Consider the following 19,406-nt stretch of genomic DNA (forward strand, 5'->3'; position numbering starts at 1 on the left):
CGGGAGCGAGGCGAATGAAGGGAGTGGCAGAGGAGTTGTTTGCGCTGAGGGATTTGAGGTTAAAGGTGGTGCGAGTGCCGGAACGGGATGAAGGTGGGTGAGGGGGCAGGAGATTTGGGAATTTCGAGTTTCGAATTGCGATTCAGAGGCGAAGTCAGATCGATGTGCGACGTCCGATCCCGAGAGGGCTTTGGATTCCCGGTTCGGGCTTGGTTCAGTCGATTGAGTTCAAGAAAATCAGGACGGTAATGATGACGACGACCAAGACCCGCGACGGGCTCAATCGGCTGAGCAGTATCCAGTCCTTGCCCACCGCTTCGCCCGCCATCGCATCGACCTACACCTATCACAGCGCCAAGAACGGTTCCGTGCGGCATGGCTGCGGCTGGTCCCATCGGACCCGGCGGTGGGGTCCGGTGGCCCCTGGTTGATTCTCCTCTCGCATGTGACCGGCCTTTTCTGTAATCAGTGCCGCGAACCGCGCGACATGAAATTATTGCAATTGTTGGGAAGTCTTTTTTGGCAGACGAAGGCCAAGCTTCGTTCGGGCAGCATGACCGAGGAAAGGCGGCGTCAAGTCATCGATGATTTTCATCAATTGTATTACGATCTAGGAGCGGCCGGGCGGACTTGGACGAACACGCGCTGGATGGGAACCCTGGTGGCGAAATGTCCGTTTGACCTATGGGTTTACCAGGAGATTTTGCATGAGTTGCGGCCGGACTTGATTATTGAAACCGGAACGGCCACCGGGGGGAGCGCGCTGTTCATGGCGGCCTTATGCGACCTGCTGGGCCGGGGCCGGATTGTGACGGTGGACATTGCGGCGCAGGAGCGTCTGGCGCATCCCCGTGTGCGTTACGTGACGGGTTCCTCGATCGGTTCCGAGTTCGTGTCGATTGTGGAGGCAGAGGCCCGGCAGGCGAAGACGGTGTTGGTGGTCCTGGATTCGGATCACAGCCGAGCGCATGTGTTGGAGGAATTGCGGATCTTCCAGAAGTTCGTGACGCCGGGAAGTTACATGATCGTGGAGGATTCGAATGTTTACGGGCATCCGGTGTTCAGGGAACATGGTCCTGGTCCGTATGAAGCGGTGGCGGAGTTCCTGAAGGAGACACGGGACTTCGAGGTCGATTTGGAGCGGGAGAAGTTCATGGTGACGTTCAATCCGAATGGATACCTTCGCAGGAAGTCGGCGGGGGCGAATGGACGAGGCGAGCGATGAAGCGTTCTTCCGGCTCCGAGACGGGTTTGTGGGCAAAGCCGTGGATGAATCTGTTGTTGTTTCTGCTGGTGGTCGGCGGGGTGCTGGCGGTGGTGTTTCGCGAAAGTTTTTCATCGCGGTTTGTATTATTTTCCAACGATGCGCCCTTGGGATTGATCAGTTCCGAGTGGTGCAAAATGCCGGCGCCGTTCAAGGGTTTTTGGGTTGATTTGAACTGGCTGGGGTCGCAGGCGCCCAGTGCGGTGCCAAACGTTTCTTTCGCGCTGCTGACGCTGTTGGGCCCGGTTTGGTACGCGAAATTCATGGCGCCGGCGGCACTGTTGATCCTGGGGTTTGGCGCCTGGATGTTGTTTCGCGAGATGGGATTGACTGCGGGCGCGGCGGTGGTGGGCGCTCTGGCAGCGGCGCTGAATATGGAGTTCTTTTCGAACGTGGCCTGGGGCCTTGGGTCGCGTGGATTGAGCGCCGCGTTTGTGTTTCTCGCGGTGGCGGCGGTTTACAGTCATGCGCGCCGACCGCATTGGGCGAAGATTCCGCTGGCGGGATTGGCAGTGGGGATGGTGGTGATGGAGGGTTACGACGTGGGGGCCATTTTCAGTTTGTACGTGGCGGCGCTGGTGGTTTTCATGGCTTGGCACAAGCCGGGTTCGGCTGGGAAGCGGCTGGCGACGGGGGCGGTGCGGGTGGTGTTGGTCGCGGCGTTTGCGGCCTGGATGTCCGCCGCGGCGGTGCTGACTTTGATTGCGACACAAGTCAAGGGGGTGGCGGGAGCGGGAGCCACGGAACCTGCGGATCCTCAAGCCGCGCGCATGAAGTGGGATTTTGCGACGCAGTGGAGTTTGCCCAAGGTGGAGACGATCCGCGTGTTGCTGCCGGGGGTTTTCGGTTACGGGATGCCCGAAATGTATTCGATTCGGCCGCAGGATTACGGCGGTGCACACTATTGGGGGGGGGTAGGTCAAGCACCGGGCAATGAAAAGAGCCGGTTATCAGGGGCGGGGATTTACGCGGGTTATGCGGTGGTTTTGCTGGCGTTATGGGCGGTCTTGCAATCGTTCCGCGGGGTCCAGTCGAAGTTGACTGAGGAAGAGCGGCGGTCGGTATGGTTTTGGATGGGGGCGGCGGGGGTGTCTCTGGTTCTGGCCTGGGGGAGGCACGCCCCGTTTTATCAGATTCTCTACGCGATGCCTTACTTTTCGACGATTCGGAATCCGATCAAGTTCATGAATCCCTTTCAAATCTCGCTGCTGATTCTTTGCGCGCATGGATTGAAGGGATGCTGGAGGGCTTATGTGACGGAAGGGGTCGCTGCGGGTGGTGCGTCAGGGCCTTGGACGCACTTCAAGGCTTGGTTGGGGAAGGCTGGAGCCTTCGAGCGCAAGTGGGTTTACGGTTCGGGGGCGGCGATGGTGGCGGGTTTCGTGGGTTGGCTGATTTACGCGGAATCGAAGCCTCGTCTCGTGAAGCATTTCAATCAAATCATGCCTTTGAGTTACGAGGGCCAGGCGGAGCAGATGGCCCGATTCAGCATTGGTAACGTGGGGTGGTCGGTGCTCTTTCTCGTCGTGAGCGGCGTCTCGGTGGCTTGGCTCCTGAGCGGTTATTTTTCGGGGCCTCGGCGACGTTGGGCGGCACCGTTGCTGGCGGGGGTGGTGGCCGTCGATTTGGCGCATGCGAACGCCCCCTGGCTGGTTTATTACGATTACCAATCCAAATACGTAGCCAGCCCGGTGCTGGAATTTCTGAGCAAGGAATCTCCCGAGCATCGGGTGCAGGTCTTGCCTTTCCAGCTCCCCCAACCGCAGTTCCAGTTTTTCCAGCAGCAGTATTACTATGTGACGTGGCTGCAGAATTTGTTTCAGTATTTCAACATTCGTTCCCTGGATGTGATCCAGGAACCTCGCGTCAGCGAGGACAAGGTGGCCTACCGGGCGGCGTTTACGGGAACCCCTCTGCAATCCATGGTTCGATACTGGCAGTTGACGAACACGCGTTATCATTTTGGCCTGGGCGGGGATTTTGCGGAGCAGATCAATCAGCAGCTTGATCCGGAGAAGAAACGATTCCGGCTGCACACCTCGTTTGACTTGGCGCAGGATCGTCCTGGCGGGTTGGTGCAGGCGGTGGCGGCGACGAACGGGGCGCTGGGCTTGATCGAGTTCACGGGCGCGTTGCCCCGGGCGGCTCTTTACACCCAGTGGGACACGGTGACGAACGAAGCGGAGGTTCTGCGGCGCCTGATGGATCCTGCTTTTGATCCTGCGGCTTCTGTCTTGGTGAGCGACCCCGAAGTGCCGGCGTCGAGGGCGTTGGACCAGGCTGCAGCCGCGGGGAAGGTGTCGTTGAAGGTCCATGCTCCGAAGAGGCTTGTCTATCAGGCTAAGGCCGAGGCTCCGTCTGTTTTTCTCCTGAATGACCGCTACGCGCCGGAATGGAAAGTCTGGGTGAACGGCAAGCCGGAAAAGCTTTTGCGATGCAATTACATCATGCGCGGCGTGCATCTGCCGCCCGGGGAGCATGAAGTCGAGTTCCGGTTCGAGCCGGGCCATACCGCCCTCTACGTCAGCCTGGGCGCGATTGTTTTGGGGGTGGTGCTCTGCGGATTTTTGGCTTTGGGCGGGGAAGGCAGAAACTTCACGGCACCCCTGAGGGAGAACGAACGTTCCTAGAGACAAGGCGTCTCTCGCGATGGGGCATCAGGAATCGTACCGGCAAAACGAGGATTACGCCCGTTTCCTGGCGGGCTGGGATCCGGCCTTCTACGGCAAATACGCCGAGGCATTGGCGGAAGGGGCTGGCCCCGGAGGGCGGGTTTTGGATGTGGGTTGCGGGGTAGGACAGGTCCTTGGAAGGCTGCAAGCGGGAGGTTGCGAGGCTCACGGGGTGGATGTTTCGGAGCCGAACATTGATCGCGCCCGGCAGATCACTGATCGCGCCCGGCTTTACGATGGCAAGTCACTTCCCTTCGAGCCTGGGTATTTCGACGCGGTGGGTGCGTTGAATGTTTTGGAGCACGTTGATGAACCTGAATTGTTCATTCCCGAATTGGTACGCGTGGTGAAGCCGGGCGGGTGCGTGGTGCTCTCGAGCCCGAATTTTTTCAGAGTGCTCGGATTCCGGGATTATCATCCCCGGATGAGAGGGGTCGGGAAAAAGTGGGAGAATTGGAGGCGGATTCTGGACAAGCAACGGCAGATTCGATGCGCACCAGACCGGGTGCGATTCGATCGGATGGTGCCGATCGTTCGCGCGTCCTTTCAACCTGACGACGATGCCATAATTGCCACGAATCCGTTCGAGATGCGATTCTTCCTCGAACGTTCGGGGTGCGAGTCCGTTTCGGTTGCCTGCACTGATCGCCCCGTGCCGAGGCTTGTGGAGTGGGTTTTGAATTGGGGTCCTTGGCGTTACTTGATGTTCAACGCCTTTTTGGTGGCGAGAAAGCGGGGATCCTGATCCGAATTCGCGCCGGGACTTGGACCGGGGGATTCAAGAAAACGACTGGCTTTGAGCCATGCCGTAACAGGGGCGTGGGATCGCGGGAGGGTTATCCCAAGCCGCGCTCGTCGAGGTCGGATTCATCGAGACCGAGGTAATGTCCCAGCTCGTGGAGAAAGGTGGTGCGCACCTCTTCCTGGAATCGGGATGCATTTCCCTCGCTTTCCGCCCAGAGGTTATCCAGGTAGAGAATGATTTGAGGAGGGAGTCCGGTATCGTTGCTGGGGCCTTCATTGTGGGGCACGCCCACAAACAAGCCGAGCGTATCGGGGTCGATGCCGTCGGCGACCAAGTCGGCGCCTGGTTCGGGTTCGAAGACCAGCGGGAGTTGGCGTGCGGGCGTGCTGAGAGGGGCGGGCAAACGGGCCAGGATGTGGTCCACTTCCTGCCGGGCGAGTTGGATAAGTTCCTGATATTCGGGCCAGTGCATAAGCGTCGCTCATGACCAAGATGGTGAGCTATTGAACAACCGGAGGATTCCCAAAAAACCCTTGTGAAATTTTTCACATCCAGGCAGTTTTCCCGCTCGCTTGTTCGTTCCGGCCGATGTTCTACCGGGCCGGGTCTTCTGGTTGAGCGATCTGAATTGCATGAAATGGTTCTGTTTATTCTTGCTGGCATTCTTGCCGGTGGCTGGCTGGGGCGCGGAGCGGTCCGCAGCGCTGGCGGCCTCGGCGCCCGGCTTGGAGGCAGCGGCCGCCGCGGCCGCGGGTGAGGGGTCCCATGAGCCGGCGAAGGGTTTGCCGCCTGATGCGCCTCGAATCAAGCTTGGTCCGTTCACGGTGACCAATTCCATGATCCTGACGTGGGTTGTGGCGGTGTTTCTGATCGTTTTTGCGCAGATGGCCACGCGAAATATTCAGGCTGTTCCGGCGGGGGCGCAGAATTTTTGGGAATGGATGGTGGAGTCGTTGCATGATTTTCTGGAGGGGATTATCGGGCATGATTTGGTGAAGAAGGGTTTTTGGTTTTTCGCCACCCTTTTCATTTTCATTCTGTTTACGAACTGGTTTGGGTTGATTCCGGGGGTGGGCACGGTGGGTTGGGGGGTGCCGGACGCGAGCGGCCACCTGCACCATTTGGATCGGCCGTTGCTTCGGGGTGCGAACGCGGATCTCAACATGACCTCGGCCATGGCGGTGACCTTCTGCGTGTTGTGGCTGGTGTGGGCTTTGCAGGCCAACGGGCCGGGTGGATTCCTCAAGCACATTTTCGGTTACTCGGGGGATGCGACGGGAGGGTTGAAGGCGTTTCTGGTTTTGGTTTTTTTGGCGGTTGGGGTTTTGGAGGTCATTTCCATTGCGTTTCGGCCGGTTTCGCTCAGTTTTCGTCTCTACGGCAATATTTTTGCTGGGGAAAACCTGCTCGAATCCATGGCGCACATGGGGGGCAAGTATTTCGGCTGGCTGGTGCCGATCCCGTTTTATTTTCTGGAATTGATTGTGGGCTTGGTGCAGGCGCTGGTGTTCATGCTGTTGACGGCGATTTTCACCAGTTTGATTTGCTCGCATGGCGACAGTCATGAGGGGCATGAGCACAAGTCCCACGGTCACTAGGATGATTTCGAATTTCGTGCGTCAGACGGTGCGAGACAGCCGGGGCGGACGAGAAAACAAAGAAAGGTAAAGTTAGACATGATGCCATTGCTTGCAGAACTCAGCGGAAGCTTGCACGTCGGATTGGCCGCGGTTGGATCGGCCATCGGCGTGGGACTCATTGGCATGAAGGCGTCGGAAGCCGTGGGACGCAATCCCGGCGCTTCCGGAAAGATCCTGACCCAGGCCATCATCAGCTCGGCCCTGGCGGAAGGCATTATCTTTTTCGCCATCTTCCTTGTGAAGTAAAGACCTCCGCAACGCTTCCAGGCCGTTGGACGGGCTGGAAGCCCCTTTTTTCAATTGCCCATGAGCACCTTCCCCTTGCTGGCCGCCGCTGCGGGCGACAAGAGCATCCCCGCCCAGATCGCCGAAACGTTTGGCTGGAACGCCGAGTTGTTCATCTCCCAGGTGATCAGCTTTTGCGTGGTGGCTTTTCTGCTCCATAAATTTGCCTACAAGCCGATTCTGGGCTTGCTGGAGGAGCGCCGCCAAAAAATCGCCGACAGTCTGGCCAACGCCGACCGGATCAAGACCGAACTGGCTCAGGCGCAAGCCAAGGCGCAGGAGTTGTTGAACGGTGCCGGGATCCAGGCCAACAAAATCATCGAGGAGGCGCGTTCCGCCGCCGCCAAGGTGACCGAACAGGAGACTCAGAAGGCCGTGGCGGCCGCCCAGGACATCATCAACAAGGCCCGGCAATCCAATGACGCCGAGTTGACGCGGATGAAAGCCGAACTGCGCCGGGAAATCGGGCGGCTGGCGGTCCAAGCCGCCATGCAAGTCACCGGCAAGATTTTGACGGCCGAAGATCAGCAGCGGCTGGTGGAACAGACCAACCGCGAGCTCGCCGCCTGATCGGACCGAAGCCTCGATCCCCAGCTTCATGAAGATTTCGAAACAAGCCCGGCGGGACGCCAAGTCCCTGTTCGTGGCCTGCCGTGCCAACGGACTGCTGGACGAGGGGCGCGTTTCGGCGGCGGTCCGGGAAGTGGTGACGAGGAAGCCGCGCGGTTATGTGTCGGTCTTGCATCATTTTCAACGGCTTGTTCGATTAGAAATAGAGCGACGGACCGCCCGGGTGGAAAGCGCGACGCCGCTCTCGCCCGAGTTGCAGCAGTCTGTGCGCGGCAACCTGACCCGCAGGTATGGTCCCGGGCTCAACCTGCAGTTCAGCGTCAATGCCTCCCTGGTGGGTGGGTTGAGGGTGCAGGTTGGGAGCGATGTGTATGACGGCTCCGTGGCGGCTCGATTAACGGCCCTTTCCGAAAGTTTTTAACCGCTTTTTTCAGACCCAGAATTTGCTATGAGTTCTCTTCTCCAGGACATCGAAGCTCAAATCGCCGGCGTGAAGTCGGCGGTGGCCAAACAGAATGTCGGCGTCGTCCGCGAAATCTCGGACGGTGTGGCCAAGATCGAAGGCCTCACCGATTGCATGGCCAACGAAATGCTGGACTTTGGCAACGGCGTGATCGGCCTGGCGTTGAACCTGGAGGAGACCGAGGTCGGCGCGATCATTCTCGGTGATTATCTCGGGGTCCAGGAGGGCAACGCGGTGCGGACGACAGGCAAGCTGCTCTCGGTGCCGGTGGGCAAGGGCCTCTTGGGACGCGTGGTGGATGTGCTGGGCCGCCCGCTTGACGGCAAGGGTCCGATCAAGGAGACCGCGTTTTATCCGGTCGAGAAGATTGCGCCGGGCATCATCAAGCGGAAGTCGGTCAGCCAGCCGTTGCAGACGGGCATCATGGCGGTGGACGCGATGATTCCGATCGGACGCGGCCAGCGCGAGTTGATCATTGGCGACCGTTCCACGGGGAAGACGACGATTGGGGTGGACACCATGATCAACCAGGCCCGGATCAACAAGGTGGGCCGTGCTTCGGGCGAGGCGACGTTTCGGCCGGTCTACAACATTTATGTGGCGGTTGGACAGAAGCAGTCGAACATCGCGCGAGTGATCGCGGAATTGGAAAAAGCCGGGGCCTTGGAAGACACGATCATCGTGGTGGCCGCGGCCTCGGATTCCGCTGCCAACCAGTATCTGGCTCCGTTTTCGGGCGCGTCGATGGGCGAATGGTTCATGGACAACGGCATGGATTCGCTGATCATTTATGATGATTTGTCCAAGCAGGCGGTGGCTTACCGCCAGGTGTCGCTGGTGTTGAAGCGTCCGTCGGGGCGCGAGGCGTATCCGGGCGACGTCTTTTATTTGCACAGCCGGTTGTTGGAGCGAAGCGCCCGCGTCAATGAGAACAGCGGCAACGGCTCTTTGACGGCGCTGCCGATCATTGAGACGCAGGCCGGCGACGTTTCGGCTTACATTCCAACCAACGTGATTTCGATTACGGATGGTCAGATCTATCTGGAAACGGACCTGTTCTATCAGGGCATTCGTCCGGCGATTTCCGTGGGTTTGTCGGTGAGCCGTGTCGGTTCGGCGGCGCAGATCAAGGCGATGAAGCAGGTCGCCGGGCGCATCAAGCTGGACCTGGCTCAGTTTCGCGAGTTGGCGGCGTTTGCCCAGTTCGGTTCCGATTTGGACGCGAAGACCCAGGCGACCCTGGAGCGCGGCAAGCGCATCGTCGAGTTGTTCAAGCAGATTCAATACAACCCCATTGCCGTGGAAGTGCAGGCGACGATTTTGTGGGGCATGCAGAACAACCTTTTCGACGATGTGGCGGTGGATAAGGTGAAGGATTTTCAAGCCAAACTGACCGACTTCCTGACGACTCGGAAGAGCGCTCTGCTCGATCGAGTGCGCAAGGAGGCGGCCATCAACGACGCGCTCGCGGCGGAATTGAAGTCGGCTTACGCCGAGTTCAAGCAGACCTACCGGTAGGCGGGACGCTTCCATCAACCCAGGCTCCAACGCACGACCATGCCGAGCACGCGTGACATTCGCCGACGCATCAAGTCGATCAAGAACACGTCGCAGATCACGAAGGCGATGCAGATGGTGGCTTCCTCGAAGATGAGGAAAGCCCAGTTGGCGGCCGTCGCGGGCCGCCCTTATGCGGCGTTGATGAATGACGTGCTGGCGGCGGTTTCGGAGGGCGCGGGTGAATTCAGTCATCCCTTGATGGAGAACCGGACGGTGCGGAAGCGGGCGGTGGTGATCGTCAGCACCGACAAGGGGTTGTGCGGCGCTTTGAATTCCAACCTGCTGCGGGAGGCTGCCCGGTTTGACAAGGACACGACTGTTTATATTGCCGCGGGCAGGAAGGCGTCGCAGTTCGTGGCGCGCACGAAGCGCGCGCTGGCGGCGGAGTTTACCTACAAGGATTCCCCGCAATTTGCGGAAGCCCGCGCGATTTCCAAGTTCGCCCAGGATTTGTTTTTGAAGGGAGAAGTGGACCGGGTCGATGTGCTTTACACCAATTTCATTTCCACGCTGACCCAGAAGCCGGATCTACGGACCCTGCTTCCGATCGGGGAGATCACGGCGGTGGAGGCGGGCCTGGGCGGAGAGAACCTCGGGACGAGCCTTTCGCGCAACGAGCGCGAGTATTTGTTCGAGCCCGGCGCCGGCACGGTGCTGGGCAATCTGCTGCCGCATTATCTCAATTTTCAGGTTTATCAATACCTGCTGGAAGCCAAGGCTTCCGAGCATAGCTCGCGGATGGTGGCCATGAAGAACGCCACCGACAATGCGAAGCAGATGATCAAGGATTTGACCTTGGAGTACAACAAGCTGCGCCAGGCGAGCATTACGAAGGAATTGCTCGAGATCACGACGGCCCAGATGGCGATGGGCTAAACTTTTTCAATTGCACGCATGAACAAAGGCAAAATCGTTCAGATCATCGGCCCCGTCGTGGACGCGGAGTTCACCGACAAGCTGCCGGCCATTTACAACGCTTTGACCGTGGAATTCGACGTTCCCGGATCTGGCAGGAACAAGCTGACGCTCGAGGTGCAGCAGCATCTGGGTGACCACTGGATTCGCGCGGTGGCCATGAGCACCACGGAAGGCCTGAAGCGCGGCATGGACTTGATCGACACGGGCAAGCCGATTTCCATGCCAGTCGGCAACGGCGTCATGGGCCGCGTGTTCAATGTGACGGGTGACGCGGTGGACGAACAGGGTCCGGTGAAGGCGGACGCATACAATCCGATTCACCGCCAGGCCCCTCCGCTGGTCGATCAATCGACCAGCCCGCAGATATTGACCACGGGGATCAAGGTGATCGATCTGATCTGCCCTTTCTTGAAGGGCGGCAAGGTCGGCGCTTTCGGAGGCGCCGGTGTCGGCAAGACGGTGGTGATCATGGAATTGATCAACAACATCGCGAAGCTGCACGGGGGTATTTCGATGTTCGCCGGCGTCGGCGAGCGAACGCGCGAAGGGAACGATCTTTACAATGAAATGATCGAGGCCGGCGTGATCAAGGTGGAGAAGGACGAGAAGGGGCATCCGAAGAAGGGTTCCAACGGCCTTCCCATCATCAAGGAAGGCTCGAAGATCGGCTTGGTTTACGGCCAGATGAACGAGCCGCCTGGAGCGCGTTTGCGCGTGGCGTTGTCCGCTTTGGCGGTGACCGAGTATTTCCGCGATGAACACAACCAGGATGTGCTGCTCTTCGTGGACAACATCTTTCGGTTCTCCCAGGCGGGTTCCGAGGTGTCCGCGCTGCTGGGCCGCACTCCGAGCGCCGTCGGCTACCAGCCCACGCTGGCGGCGGAGATGGGCAATCTCCAGGAACGCATTACCTCCACCAAGAAGGGTTCCATCACGTCGTTTCAGGCGGTGTACGTGCCGGCTGACGACTTGACCGATCCCGCGCCGGCGACGACGTTCGCGCATCTGGATGCGACCATCGTTTTGGAGCGTTCCATCGCCGAGTTGGGGATTTATCCCGCGGTCGATCCGTTGTCTTCGACCAGCCGGGCTTTGTCGCCGGATATCGTCGGGGAGGAGCATTACGCGGTGGCTCGCGGTGTGCAGAAGGTGTTGCAGCGTTACAAGGACTTGCAGGACATCATCGCCATTCTGGGCATGGACGAGCTTTCGCCGGACGACAAGCTGACGGTGTTCCGGGCGCGCAAGATTCAGAAATTCCTGAGCCAGCCATTCTCCGTCGCCGAAGTGTTCACGGGACGCCCCGGCAAACAGGTGCCGGTTGCGGACACCGTGCGGGGATTTAAGGAGATTCTGGATGGCAAGCACGACGACGTGGGCGAGAACGACTTCTACATGAAGGGCTCGATTGAGGAGATCAAGGAAGGCTAAATCGTGATGGACGCCATCCTCATCGCTCTTCATTCCAGCGTGCATTCCGTATGAGCACATTAAGGCTCGAAATCGTCACCCCCGAGGCGAAGATTTATTCTGAGGACGTCGAGATGGTGACGCTCCCGGGAGTCGAGGGGGAGATGGGCATTTACCCGATGCACGTTCCGTTGATGACGCAGGTTATCGCGGGAGAAGTCGCGGTGCGAAAGAACGGGCAGGAAAGTTTGCTGGCGGTGGGAGAAGGCTTCGTCGAGGTCACCGGGGAGCGCGTGGCGATTTTGACGGACATGGCGGTGAAGGCGGACGACATTGACGAAACCAAGGCCGAGGAAGCGCGCAAGCGCGCCGAAGCCCGGTTGCAAGAGAAATTGTCCGATGAAGAATCAGCGGCGGTGACCGCCGCCTTGGCGCATTCGCTGGCGCAGTTGCACGTCAAGCGACGGCAGAAAAAGTAGCGACGGCTGAAGGGTTCGCCTTCGAACGGCGGTTTGAGGATGGCCCAGGCTGGTGGCGGACGCCGTCGTGGATTGCGGCTCCGGTCCTGCTGCTGATGATGGCGGGTTGCCGAAGTGGGCGAATGCGATCATTTGGAGGTCGCGATTGGGTTGACTGAGAAGTGCATCGCCAATGCGCGAGCTTCAATGCGCTGCGTCCGGTGGGACGCGAGGCCAGACTCCTCTCCGGGTTTCGATCGAGACAGACCTCTGCGCATCGGCGAAACTGACCGACTGCGTGGAAATCAGATGGCAGCAAGCGAAACCGCTTGCCATTGAATCAGCTCCAATAGGGTTGAAATCGGCGGATGAATTTCTACACCCTACAGGGGAATTTATTCGCGGTCCCACAGCCAGCGGGGATCGTACTTGCCGTTGCCCACGCCAATGATGGAATCGCCTTTGGCTGACGCACCTTCGGCAGTGAGGCCCGGATAGAACTGGAAGCCGATGCGGCTGACGCGGATCCCTTCGCCGTGACCGTCCGCCCACGTGCTCATGGCTCTCCCCCCGTGACGATTGACGAGGCGATGGGGGTTGTTGATCGCGTAGTCCGGATGGCTCGGCGTGAGGAAATAAAGCAACTGCGCGCCCCTGATCTCCTGCCATAGGTCCGGATCTTTCTGGCTCGGATTCCGCACCTTGTTGGCGTCGCCGAAGACCACGGACTGCGAAGGGTTTTTCACGCTGGCCAATTTGATCGAGGCAATGCGGTCAGCCGCCCAAGGAGAATAGCTAAATTCGATATGGTTCATTCCGATGCCAAATCGGCCTCTGCCCCGGGTCGACGGCGGACCCGTCGGCACTCCGGTCTGATTGGTGCCGACAACGCTGGGACAGTCGGAGGCATTCTTGTTGGGCAAGTGTTGGCGGAGCAAATCCGGCCACCAAATGGTGCCGCCACGCGGGACATAGGCATCGGAGGGGGGCGTCCCGAGCATCTCCAGCGGGACAATGGAATCGTTGAAATCGTCCGCATACATGAGCATCGCGAGGCCGATTTGCCGAGAATTGTTGAGGCAGGCCGTGGCGCGCGCTTTGTCTTTGGCTTTGCTCAGTGCGGGCAGGAGCATCCCGGCCAAGATGGCGACGATAGCGATGACGATCAGAAGCTCGATTAAGGTGAACCCGTTGTCGCGGGGCGTCAGGCACCTTGGTCCAGCCCATGGACGGTTCGAGTGCAAGTGCGTTGCGCTTTGATGATCAGGATCGAGCCGTCCTTGCGGCAGGGCCGGCGAAGTCGATTTGGAAGGGGATCGATCCGTCGGTGGCATGCGGATTTGTGGCTGGAGGATGCGCGAGGATCAAGGTTTATTCATGGAATGGGATGGGGCACGGATTTGCACGACTTGCCGGCAGCGTAACGATTCAGATCGGTGGTCCATCCGAGACTGCCCCTTGACGGCGGCGTGTGAATTCAGTTGGGTATGGACGATGGAATCGATTTCTCCTCACGGATATTCCCTATGAGCACCGTTCCTTTCTCTGGAGCCGACCCGAACGGCCTGCAACGACCCAACGAACTGAGTCCCCGTTCCTGGAGTGATCAGCGCCAAGCAGCGCAGGATCGAGCCAAGACGTTCCCCTATCGTTTTCCCAGGGATCGAAGGCGGCTGGGCGGGCGGTATTCGGTGGCGGAGAACTCCCGGCGACTGCTGCGGTTCTTTTATTTCGAGCGTCGATTGATGCAGGCGCTGGGGGCATGGACGCTGTCCATTCCTGAATTCGAGGTGAAACTCGAGACCGGCCGGCATCTCTTTTACCACGCGGACGCGGCGCGCTTGCTGCGGGAGCGGTTGACGGAACAAGAGATGAAGCCAAAAGCGGTGGACGACTTTCGCGACGCGGAGATTGACCGGTTTATCGAGGAGTTGTTGAGCGCGCGATCGAGCGCCGAGTTGATCGTGGGCATGCATCAGGTGGCGGGACGAGCGTTGGAGACCGCTTATCGTCATCACATCGACTTGACCGACCCCATCGCCGACGCGCCCACGATCCGGTGTTTGCGCCGCATCCTGGTGGATTACGAAGGCATGCTGGGTTGGGCGGAGGACGCCGTGTGTGTTTTCGTGGATGGCGGGGTTGAAGAAGCCTCGCTGGCGGGATGGCGATGGCACCTGGATCGCTTGCTCGCTTCCATCGGAGGGGTTACGGGAGCGGAAGCGAGGGGAGAGCCTCCAGGGTCGCTCCGGCTGGACGCGAAGCCCTTTGAGCGGGGAACCGTTCCTTTGCGAGACGCGCGTTTTGATTCATTCAAGAACACGGGGGACTACGACGTGGCGGATGGCCAGGTGCGGTTTCCGGCGGATTCGTATGAGTCCTTGCGATTGAGGTTTATCCGAACTCAACGGGATGAGGTGGATGCGATTGAAGCTTTTGGAACTTTCATTTGGGACATCCGGTTCAAGGATTTTCAGGCGGAGTATGATTTGGCGCGGATCACCTGGGATGAGGCCCGGCATACCGAGATCGGGCATCGGGCCCTGCAGATCTGCGGTTACGATCCCTTCGAATTGAGAAACCGGCTGACGGGTTCCACGTGCCGTGGTCCGATGGAGCCGGCGTTTGCCATGGCGGAAATCAATCTCTTCGGCGAGGTCGGGGTTTTGAAGACCATCAACCAATTGATCGACAAAGCCGCAGAGCGGAATGACGAGTTGCTCCGGCATGTCGCCGACTTTATTCGATCGGATGAGCGGACCCATGTGCGCAAAGGGCAGGGAGTTCTCCGGGTCATGACGGACCTGGGATCCAAGGAGCTGGAATTGCGGACCCGGGAATTATTTACCGAATGCCTGGTGAGCTTGGGCGCGGTGAAGAAGGACATGGATGTGTTCACGGTGTCCCGGGAAGACATCGAACGTCTCGTGGGCGAATGAGGGGGGAGGGAGTTGAAAAGGCGCGAGAAACCGGGGTGATCGGACGGTCTGATCGCTGGGGCGTCTGGACATCAGCGCCATGCTCGCGCAGGATCGCGGCGACATGGAATGGCTGACACAACCCGACACGTGGATTAGTTTGGCGACGCTGACCTTGCTCGAGATTGTCCTGGGAGTGGACAACATCGTTTTTATTTCCATTCTGGCGGCCAAGCTGCCTCAGGAGCAACAGGCCAAGGCCCGCCAGATTGGATTGAGCCTGGCCTTGATCACGCGGGTGATCCTCCTGTGCGCGCTGGCTTGGCTGGTCAAGTTGACGAGTCCGCTGTTTACGCTCTGGGGAGGGCATGGGGTGTCGGGCCGGGACCTGATTTTGATTTGTGGCGGGTTGTTCTTGCTTGCGAAAGCGACCCATGAAATCCATGACAAACTCGAGGGCGAGGACGGCTCGGTGACGAATAAGATGCAGGTGAGTTTCGCGGGGATCATTGCGCAGATCCTGATGTTGGACGTGGTGTTCTCGCTGGATTCGGTGATCACGGCGGTGGGGATGGCGAATCAGATCGGGGTCATGATTGCAGCGGTGATTCTGGCGATGATTTTCATGCTCGTGTTTGCCGGGCACATCAGCCGTTTCATCGACAAGCATCCGACGGTCAAAGTGCTGGCCTTGAGTTTTCTGCTCTTGATCGGATGCGCATTGGTGGCCGAGGGCTTCCACAAGCAGATCCCGAAAGGTTACATTTATTTTGCCATGGCCTTCTCTCTGGGGGTCGAAGTGTTGAATTTGAAGTTGAGGAGCAAGAAGGCCAAGCCGGTGGAGTTGCACCAACCTTACCGGTGAGAGCCTGCGAGTCATGCGCTTGAAACGGTGGTTCATCGTTTGGGGATGGGTGGCGGCCATCGCATTGGTTTTGAGCGCGAGGGCGGAGGGTGTTTGGGAAGTGGTGACGGTGGCGGGCACGGGGGAGAAGGGATATTCGGGGGATGGTGGTCCGGCGACCAAGGCTCGCATCAACAATCCCTATGGAGTGTTGGAGAACGCGGACGGCGACCTTTACTTCTGTGACATGGACAATCACGTGATTCGCAGAGTGGACCGGCGCGGGATGATTACGACCGTGGCGGGAACGGGTCGGCGTGGTTTTTCCGGGTTGGGCGGGCCGGCTGTGCAGGCGGACCTCAACGAACCCTACGAGGTGCGGTTCGACCGTTCCGGCAACTTGGTGTTCGTCGAAATGCGGGGTGCGGTGGTCCGACGAGTGGATCGCGAGACTGGAATGATCTCCTTGGTGGCAGGGACGGGGCGTGAAGGATTTGGCGGGGACGGAGGTCCGGCGACCAGGGCCGAACTACGACAGCCGCACAGCATTCAGTTCGATCCGGCAGGGCAGTTGTTTATCTGCGACATCGGCAATCACCGTCTCCGGCGCGTGGGGTTGGATGGGGTGATAACCACGGTTTCGGGAGACGGAACTCGCGGGCCGACTTTGGAGGGCACCCCCCTGGCGGCCTCTCCGCTGCATGGTCCGCGGGCGGTGGATTTCGACCGGCGCGGAAATTTGTGGCTGGCCTTGCGGGAAGGTAATGCGGTTTATCGGGCCGAAGGTTCGGCGCCCTTCTGGACCTGGAAACACGCGGCCGGAACGGGGAAGAAGGGATTTTGGGGGAACGGAGGAGAAGCCCGCCTGGCCGAGCTCTCCGGACCCAAGGGCCTCAGCGTGAGTCCCGCCGGGGATGTCTTTTTGGCTGACACGGAAAGCCACACCATCCGGGTCATCCGCCGGGAATCCGGGCGGATCGAATGTGTGGTGGGTGATGGTCAGCGCGGGGCTGGGGTGGACGGGGAACCGCTGGCGTGCCGTTTGGATCGGCCCCACGGCGTGTTTGCGGAAATCGAGGGAAGAGTGGTGATTGGGGACAGCGAAAACCACCGCGTGCGGCTGTTACGCCGCCGTGGCGCGGCGGGCGGACGTCGGTAGCTTGGTCAAGACTGGGGTTGTTTGCCCTGGTATTTGAGATTCCGGACCACTTCCATCAGCAGTTGGTCGATGGGAAGATTCTTGCTGATGTAAGCGCTGGCCCCTTTTTCGCGGGCCTCTTGAAACAATTCCTCATCGAAGCCCATGCCGGTCAGGATGACGATGGGCAGGTTCGGATGGTTCTTCTTGAGTAACTCCAGCAGTTCAAGTCCGTCCGCGTCGGCGAGCGCGAGGTCGAGCACAATGAGATGGATTTGGCGTTGGTTGGCGATCTCGATGGCTTCGGCCGGAGTGGCGGCGGTGGTGACGTTGTATCCGTGCTTCTTGAAGTAGGAGGAGAGGAGTTCCCGGATGGATTCCTCATCATCGACCACCAGAAGGTGTTGTTTCATGGAGAGAGATTAGGAGGAATCAGATCTTGAGCCAGCTTAGAATCCGGCGGGGCGGGATCGTCATGCCGTGGAACGGGTGTGTCTTTTTCCTGTGCAACCGGGCGGGGAAGTTTCTACGCTGGGTCCATGTTCGAAGCGACCCTGGAGACCCTGAATGCGGCCGGCGACAAACTGAGGCATTTGCGGAGGTTTCTTTGACGTGCCCGGATTGCAACAGCGGTTGGGCGAGTTGGAAACCGTCATGGGGGGCGACCAGTTTTGGAACCATCGGGAACAGGCTCAGAAACTGATCGAAGAGGCGAACGGGCTGCGGAAGAAGATCGAGCCGCTGGCTCAAATCGAGAAGCAGTTTGAAGATTTGAAAGTGCTGGTGGAACTCTGCCAGGCGGAATCATTGGAGGAGCAGGCCCGGCAGTTGCCGGAAGTCGAGGCGGAGGCCGCGCGGTTTCAGGCGGGCCTCGAAGTTCTGGAGTTGAGGGTCTTGCTGACGGGGCCGCACGATAAACGCAACTGCATCTTGAGCATCAATGCGGGCGCGGGCGGCACGGAGTCCTGCGACTGGGCGAACATGCTTTTGCGCATGTACCAACGATGGAGCGAATCGCGCGGCTGGGAGGTCGAAGTGACCGACGCGCTGGCGGGTGACGTGGCCGGAATCAAGAGCGCCACGTTGTTGGTGAGCGGGGAGAATGCCTATGGCTTTTGCAAGGCCGAGCGCGGGGTGCATCGTTTGGTGCGCATCTCGCCCTTCGACTCGAACAAGCGCCGGCACACCAGTTTCGCGAGTGTCGATGTGATTGCGGAAATCGAGGAAGGCGGCGACATCGTGGTGCCGCCGAGCGAGATTCAGGTGGACACTTTCCGTTCCGGCGGCAAGGGGGGGCAAAACGTCAACAAGGTCGAGACGGCGGTGCGGATTACGCATCTTCCGACCGGCATTGTGGCGGCTTCCCAGACTCAGCGCTCGCAGCATCAGAACCGCGCCACGGCCATGAAGATGCTGCTGTCGAAATTGTACGCGCAGCGCGTGGACGCGCAAAAGGCGGAGATGGAGCGGTTTTACGGGGAAAAAGGCAGTGTTTCCTGGGGCAATCAGATCCGGAGCTATGTGTTCCAGCCTTATCGCATGGTGAAGGATTTGCGCACGGGCTACGAATCCAGCAACGTGCAGGCCGTGATGGATGGTGACTTGGACGGTTTTGTGAATGCCTGGCTGCGCGCGGGTGGCCCGGCCAAGCGGATGGCTGGAGTCCGGGACGACGAGGAGGGCGAGTGAGCGGTTCAGGCACTGGCGGAACGGCCACGATTCTCGACCAGATCGTGGAGCGGAAAAGGGTGGAGATCGCGAGGCTTCCGGAGGAGAAGATCTCCGTTCCTTTCTTGAAAGAACTGGCGGATTCGCGAGGCGGGATCCGTGATTTCGAGGGAGCGTTGCGGCGTCCACTGATGGGCCGGGTTTCCCTCATCGCGGAGGTGAAGAAGGCCTCGCCATCGGCTGGGGTGATTTGTCCGGATTTCGATCCGGTGCGCATTGCGAGGCGCTACGAGGCGGCGGGGGCGTCGTGTCTTTCGGTTCTCACCGATGAACAGTTTTTTCAGGGATCGCTGGAGTATTTGAGAGCCATTCGGAGCGCGGTGAGTCTGCCGTTGTTGCGCAAGGATTTCCTGATCGACCCGCGGCAAGTCGCGGAAGCCATTCGGGCCGGGGCTGACGCGATCCTGTTGATTGTGGCGATTCTGGATGACGCGTGTTTGCGGGAACTTCACCGCTTGGCGACGGGCGCGGGGTTGGCCGCTCTCGTGGAAGTGCATGACGAGGCGGAACTGCAGCGCGCGCTCGGAATTGGCGCGACGTTGATCGGCGTGAACAATCGCGACTTGAAGACCTTCAAGGTGGATCTGGCGACGACGGAGCGACTGTCCGCGCGCCTGGTCCAGTCCGGTCGCATGCGGCAAACCTTCTTGGTGGGAGAAAGCGGCGTCCATTCGCGGGCTGACGTGGCGCGATTGGAAGCCGCCGGAGTGGGAGCGATCTTGGTCGGGGAATCCTTGGTCAAGAGTCCCGACATGGAGGCGAAAGCGCGGGAGCTTCTGGCAGGTTGAGTCAA

General features: G+C 59.5%; 20 protein-coding genes. 17 read left to right on the forward strand and 3 right to left on the reverse strand.

The window, feature by feature from the left end:
* Positions 1 to 164 precede the first annotated feature (164 nt).
* From FJ404_09800 to FJ404_09815, 4 genes are all read left to right on the forward strand, one after another.
* Complete coding sequence (locus tag FJ404_09800; protein ID MBM3823161.1) at positions 165 to 431, forward strand: hypothetical protein; 267 nt, start codon at positions 165 to 167, stop codon at positions 429 to 431.
* A gap of 122 nt (positions 432 to 553) precedes the next feature.
* Positions 554 to 1,225, forward strand: a complete 672-nt coding sequence (locus tag FJ404_09805) for a cephalosporin hydroxylase (protein ID MBM3823162.1) — start codon at positions 554 to 556, stop codon at positions 1,223 to 1,225.
* Positions 1,222 to 3,894 carry a YfhO family protein gene (locus FJ404_09810; protein ID MBM3823163.1) on the forward strand — a complete coding sequence of 891 codons (2,673 nt, stop codon included), beginning with the start codon at positions 1,222 to 1,224 and terminating at the stop codon, positions 3,892 to 3,894. The genes FJ404_09805 and FJ404_09810 overlap by 4 nt, the downstream gene beginning before the upstream one ends.
* 19 nt (positions 3,895 to 3,913) lie before the next feature.
* Positions 3,914 to 4,681: a class I SAM-dependent methyltransferase gene (locus tag FJ404_09815; GenBank protein ID MBM3823164.1), complete on the forward strand. Its 768-nt coding sequence runs from the start codon at positions 3,914 to 3,916 to the stop codon at positions 4,679 to 4,681.
* A gap of 91 nt (positions 4,682 to 4,772) precedes the next feature.
* Here the strand turns inward: FJ404_09815 and FJ404_09820 are convergent, their stop codons facing one another.
* Entirely contained in the window at positions 4,773 to 5,153 is a 381-nt protein-coding gene (locus FJ404_09820) for a metallopeptidase family protein (GenBank protein MBM3823165.1), read from the reverse strand.
* 160 nt (positions 5,154 to 5,313) lie between these two features.
* On the opposite strand from FJ404_09820, the gene atpB reads away from it, so the two are divergent.
* The 8 genes from atpB (at position 5,314) to FJ404_09860 (ending at position 12,006) form a co-directional block, all read left to right on the forward strand.
* On the forward strand, positions 5,314 to 6,279 hold the full coding sequence (atpB, locus tag FJ404_09825) for a F0F1 ATP synthase subunit A (protein MBM3823166.1): 966 nt from the start codon (positions 5,314 to 5,316) through the stop codon (positions 6,277 to 6,279).
* A gap of 78 nt (positions 6,280 to 6,357) precedes the next feature.
* Complete coding sequence (locus tag FJ404_09830) at positions 6,358 to 6,567, forward strand: ATP synthase F0 subunit C (protein ID MBM3823167.1); 210 nt, start codon at positions 6,358 to 6,360, stop codon at positions 6,565 to 6,567.
* Between the two features lie 60 nt (positions 6,568 to 6,627).
* On the forward strand, positions 6,628 to 7,176 hold the full coding sequence (gene atpF, locus FJ404_09835; GenBank protein ID MBM3823168.1) for a F0F1 ATP synthase subunit B: 549 nt from the start codon (positions 6,628 to 6,630) through the stop codon (positions 7,174 to 7,176).
* 28 nt (positions 7,177 to 7,204) lie between these two features.
* Positions 7,205 to 7,597: a F0F1 ATP synthase subunit delta gene (locus FJ404_09840; GenBank protein MBM3823169.1), complete on the forward strand. Its 393-nt coding sequence runs from the start codon at positions 7,205 to 7,207 to the stop codon at positions 7,595 to 7,597.
* Positions 7,598 to 7,624: 27 nt separating this feature from the next.
* Positions 7,625 to 9,157, forward strand: a complete 1,533-nt coding sequence (locus FJ404_09845) for a F0F1 ATP synthase subunit alpha (GenBank protein ID MBM3823170.1) — start codon at positions 7,625 to 7,627, stop codon at positions 9,155 to 9,157.
* Between the two features lie 39 nt (positions 9,158 to 9,196).
* Entirely contained in the window at positions 9,197 to 10,075 is an 879-nt protein-coding gene (atpG, locus tag FJ404_09850) for an ATP synthase F1 subunit gamma (GenBank protein ID MBM3823171.1), read from the forward strand.
* A gap of 18 nt (positions 10,076 to 10,093) precedes the next feature.
* Entirely contained in the window at positions 10,094 to 11,548 is a 1,455-nt protein-coding gene (gene atpD / locus FJ404_09855; protein MBM3823172.1) for a F0F1 ATP synthase subunit beta, read from the forward strand.
* Positions 11,549 to 11,598: 50 nt separating this feature from the next.
* A complete protein-coding gene (locus FJ404_09860; protein MBM3823173.1) occupies positions 11,599 to 12,006 on the forward strand; it encodes a F0F1 ATP synthase subunit epsilon in 408 nt (135 codons plus the stop codon).
* A 374-nt stretch (positions 12,007 to 12,380) separates the two neighbouring features.
* Here FJ404_09860 and FJ404_09865 read toward each other — a convergent pair whose 3' ends face one another.
* A complete protein-coding gene (locus FJ404_09865; protein MBM3823174.1) occupies positions 12,381 to 13,319 on the reverse strand; it encodes a type II secretion system protein in 939 nt (312 codons plus the stop codon).
* Between the two features lie 192 nt (positions 13,320 to 13,511).
* Between FJ404_09865 and FJ404_09870 the strand changes: the two genes are divergently transcribed.
* The 3 genes from FJ404_09870 to FJ404_09880 all read left to right on the forward strand — a co-directional run bounded on the left by FJ404_09870 (position 13,512) and on the right by FJ404_09880 (position 16,906).
* Complete coding sequence (locus FJ404_09870) at positions 13,512 to 14,924, forward strand: ferritin-like domain-containing protein (protein MBM3823175.1); 1,413 nt, start codon at positions 13,512 to 13,514, stop codon at positions 14,922 to 14,924.
* A 103-nt stretch (positions 14,925 to 15,027) separates the two neighbouring features.
* On the forward strand, positions 15,028 to 15,768 hold the full coding sequence (locus FJ404_09875) for a TerC family protein (protein ID MBM3823176.1): 741 nt from the start codon (positions 15,028 to 15,030) through the stop codon (positions 15,766 to 15,768).
* 13 nt (positions 15,769 to 15,781) lie between these two features.
* A complete protein-coding gene (locus tag FJ404_09880; protein ID MBM3823177.1) occupies positions 15,782 to 16,906 on the forward strand; it encodes a hypothetical protein in 1,125 nt (374 codons plus the stop codon).
* Positions 16,907 to 16,911: 5 nt separating this feature from the next.
* On the opposite strand, the gene FJ404_09885 is transcribed toward FJ404_09880, so the two are convergent.
* Positions 16,912 to 17,298, reverse strand: a complete 387-nt coding sequence (locus FJ404_09885; protein ID MBM3823178.1) for a response regulator — start codon at positions 17,296 to 17,298, stop codon at positions 16,912 to 16,914.
* A gap of 178 nt (positions 17,299 to 17,476) precedes the next feature.
* Between FJ404_09885 and FJ404_09890 the strand changes: the two genes are divergently transcribed.
* Positions 17,477 to 18,574, forward strand: a complete 1,098-nt coding sequence (locus tag FJ404_09890) for a peptide chain release factor 2 (protein ID MBM3823179.1) — start codon at positions 17,477 to 17,479, stop codon at positions 18,572 to 18,574.
* A gap of 29 nt (positions 18,575 to 18,603) precedes the next feature.
* Positions 18,604 to 19,401: an indole-3-glycerol phosphate synthase TrpC gene (trpC, locus tag FJ404_09895; GenBank protein MBM3823180.1), complete on the forward strand. Its 798-nt coding sequence runs from the start codon at positions 18,604 to 18,606 to the stop codon at positions 19,399 to 19,401.
* Positions 19,402 to 19,406: the final 5 nt, after the last annotated feature.

The sequence above is a fragment of the Verrucomicrobiota bacterium genome (assembly GCA_016871495.1).
Lineage (GTDB): Bacteria > Verrucomicrobiota > Verrucomicrobiia > Limisphaerales > VHDF01 > VHDF01.

Excerpts from the sequence above, each read along its gene's own strand:
- atpB (MBM3823166.1), top strand. The coding sequence starts at position 5,314 with ATGAAATGGTTCTGTTTATTCTTGCTGGCATTCTTGCCGGTGGCTGGC.
- atpG (MBM3823171.1), top strand. The coding sequence starts at position 9,197 with ATGCCGAGCACGCGTGACATTCGCCGACGCATCAAGTCGATCAAGAAC.
- FJ404_09870 (MBM3823175.1), top strand. The coding sequence starts at position 13,512 with ATGAGCACCGTTCCTTTCTCTGGAGCCGACCCGAACGGCCTGCAACGA.
- FJ404_09830 (MBM3823167.1), top strand. The coding sequence starts at position 6,358 with ATGATGCCATTGCTTGCAGAACTCAGCGGAAGCTTGCACGTCGGATTG.
- atpF (MBM3823168.1), top strand. The coding sequence starts at position 6,628 with ATGAGCACCTTCCCCTTGCTGGCCGCCGCTGCGGGCGACAAGAGCATC.
- FJ404_09815 (MBM3823164.1), top strand. The coding sequence starts at position 3,914 with ATGGGGCATCAGGAATCGTACCGGCAAAACGAGGATTACGCCCGTTTC.
- FJ404_09810 (MBM3823163.1), top strand. The coding sequence starts at position 1,222 with ATGAAGCGTTCTTCCGGCTCCGAGACGGGTTTGTGGGCAAAGCCGTGG.
- FJ404_09820 (MBM3823165.1), bottom strand. The coding sequence starts at position 5,153 with ATGCACTGGCCCGAATATCAGGAACTTATCCAACTCGCCCGGCAGGAA.
- atpD (MBM3823172.1), top strand. The coding sequence starts at position 10,094 with ATGAACAAAGGCAAAATCGTTCAGATCATCGGCCCCGTCGTGGACGCG.
- FJ404_09885 (MBM3823178.1), bottom strand. The coding sequence starts at position 17,298 with ATGAAACAACACCTTCTGGTGGTCGATGATGAGGAATCCATCCGGGAA.
- FJ404_09845 (MBM3823170.1), top strand. The coding sequence starts at position 7,625 with ATGAGTTCTCTTCTCCAGGACATCGAAGCTCAAATCGCCGGCGTGAAG.
- FJ404_09865 (MBM3823174.1), bottom strand. The coding sequence starts at position 13,319 with ATGCCACCGACGGATCGATCCCCTTCCAAATCGACTTCGCCGGCCCTG.
- FJ404_09805 (MBM3823162.1), top strand. The coding sequence starts at position 554 with ATGACCGAGGAAAGGCGGCGTCAAGTCATCGATGATTTTCATCAATTG.
- FJ404_09880 (MBM3823177.1), top strand. The coding sequence starts at position 15,782 with ATGCGCTTGAAACGGTGGTTCATCGTTTGGGGATGGGTGGCGGCCATC.
- FJ404_09840 (MBM3823169.1), top strand. The coding sequence starts at position 7,205 with ATGAAGATTTCGAAACAAGCCCGGCGGGACGCCAAGTCCCTGTTCGTG.
- FJ404_09860 (MBM3823173.1), top strand. The coding sequence starts at position 11,599 with ATGAGCACATTAAGGCTCGAAATCGTCACCCCCGAGGCGAAGATTTAT.
- FJ404_09875 (MBM3823176.1), top strand. The coding sequence starts at position 15,028 with ATGGAATGGCTGACACAACCCGACACGTGGATTAGTTTGGCGACGCTG.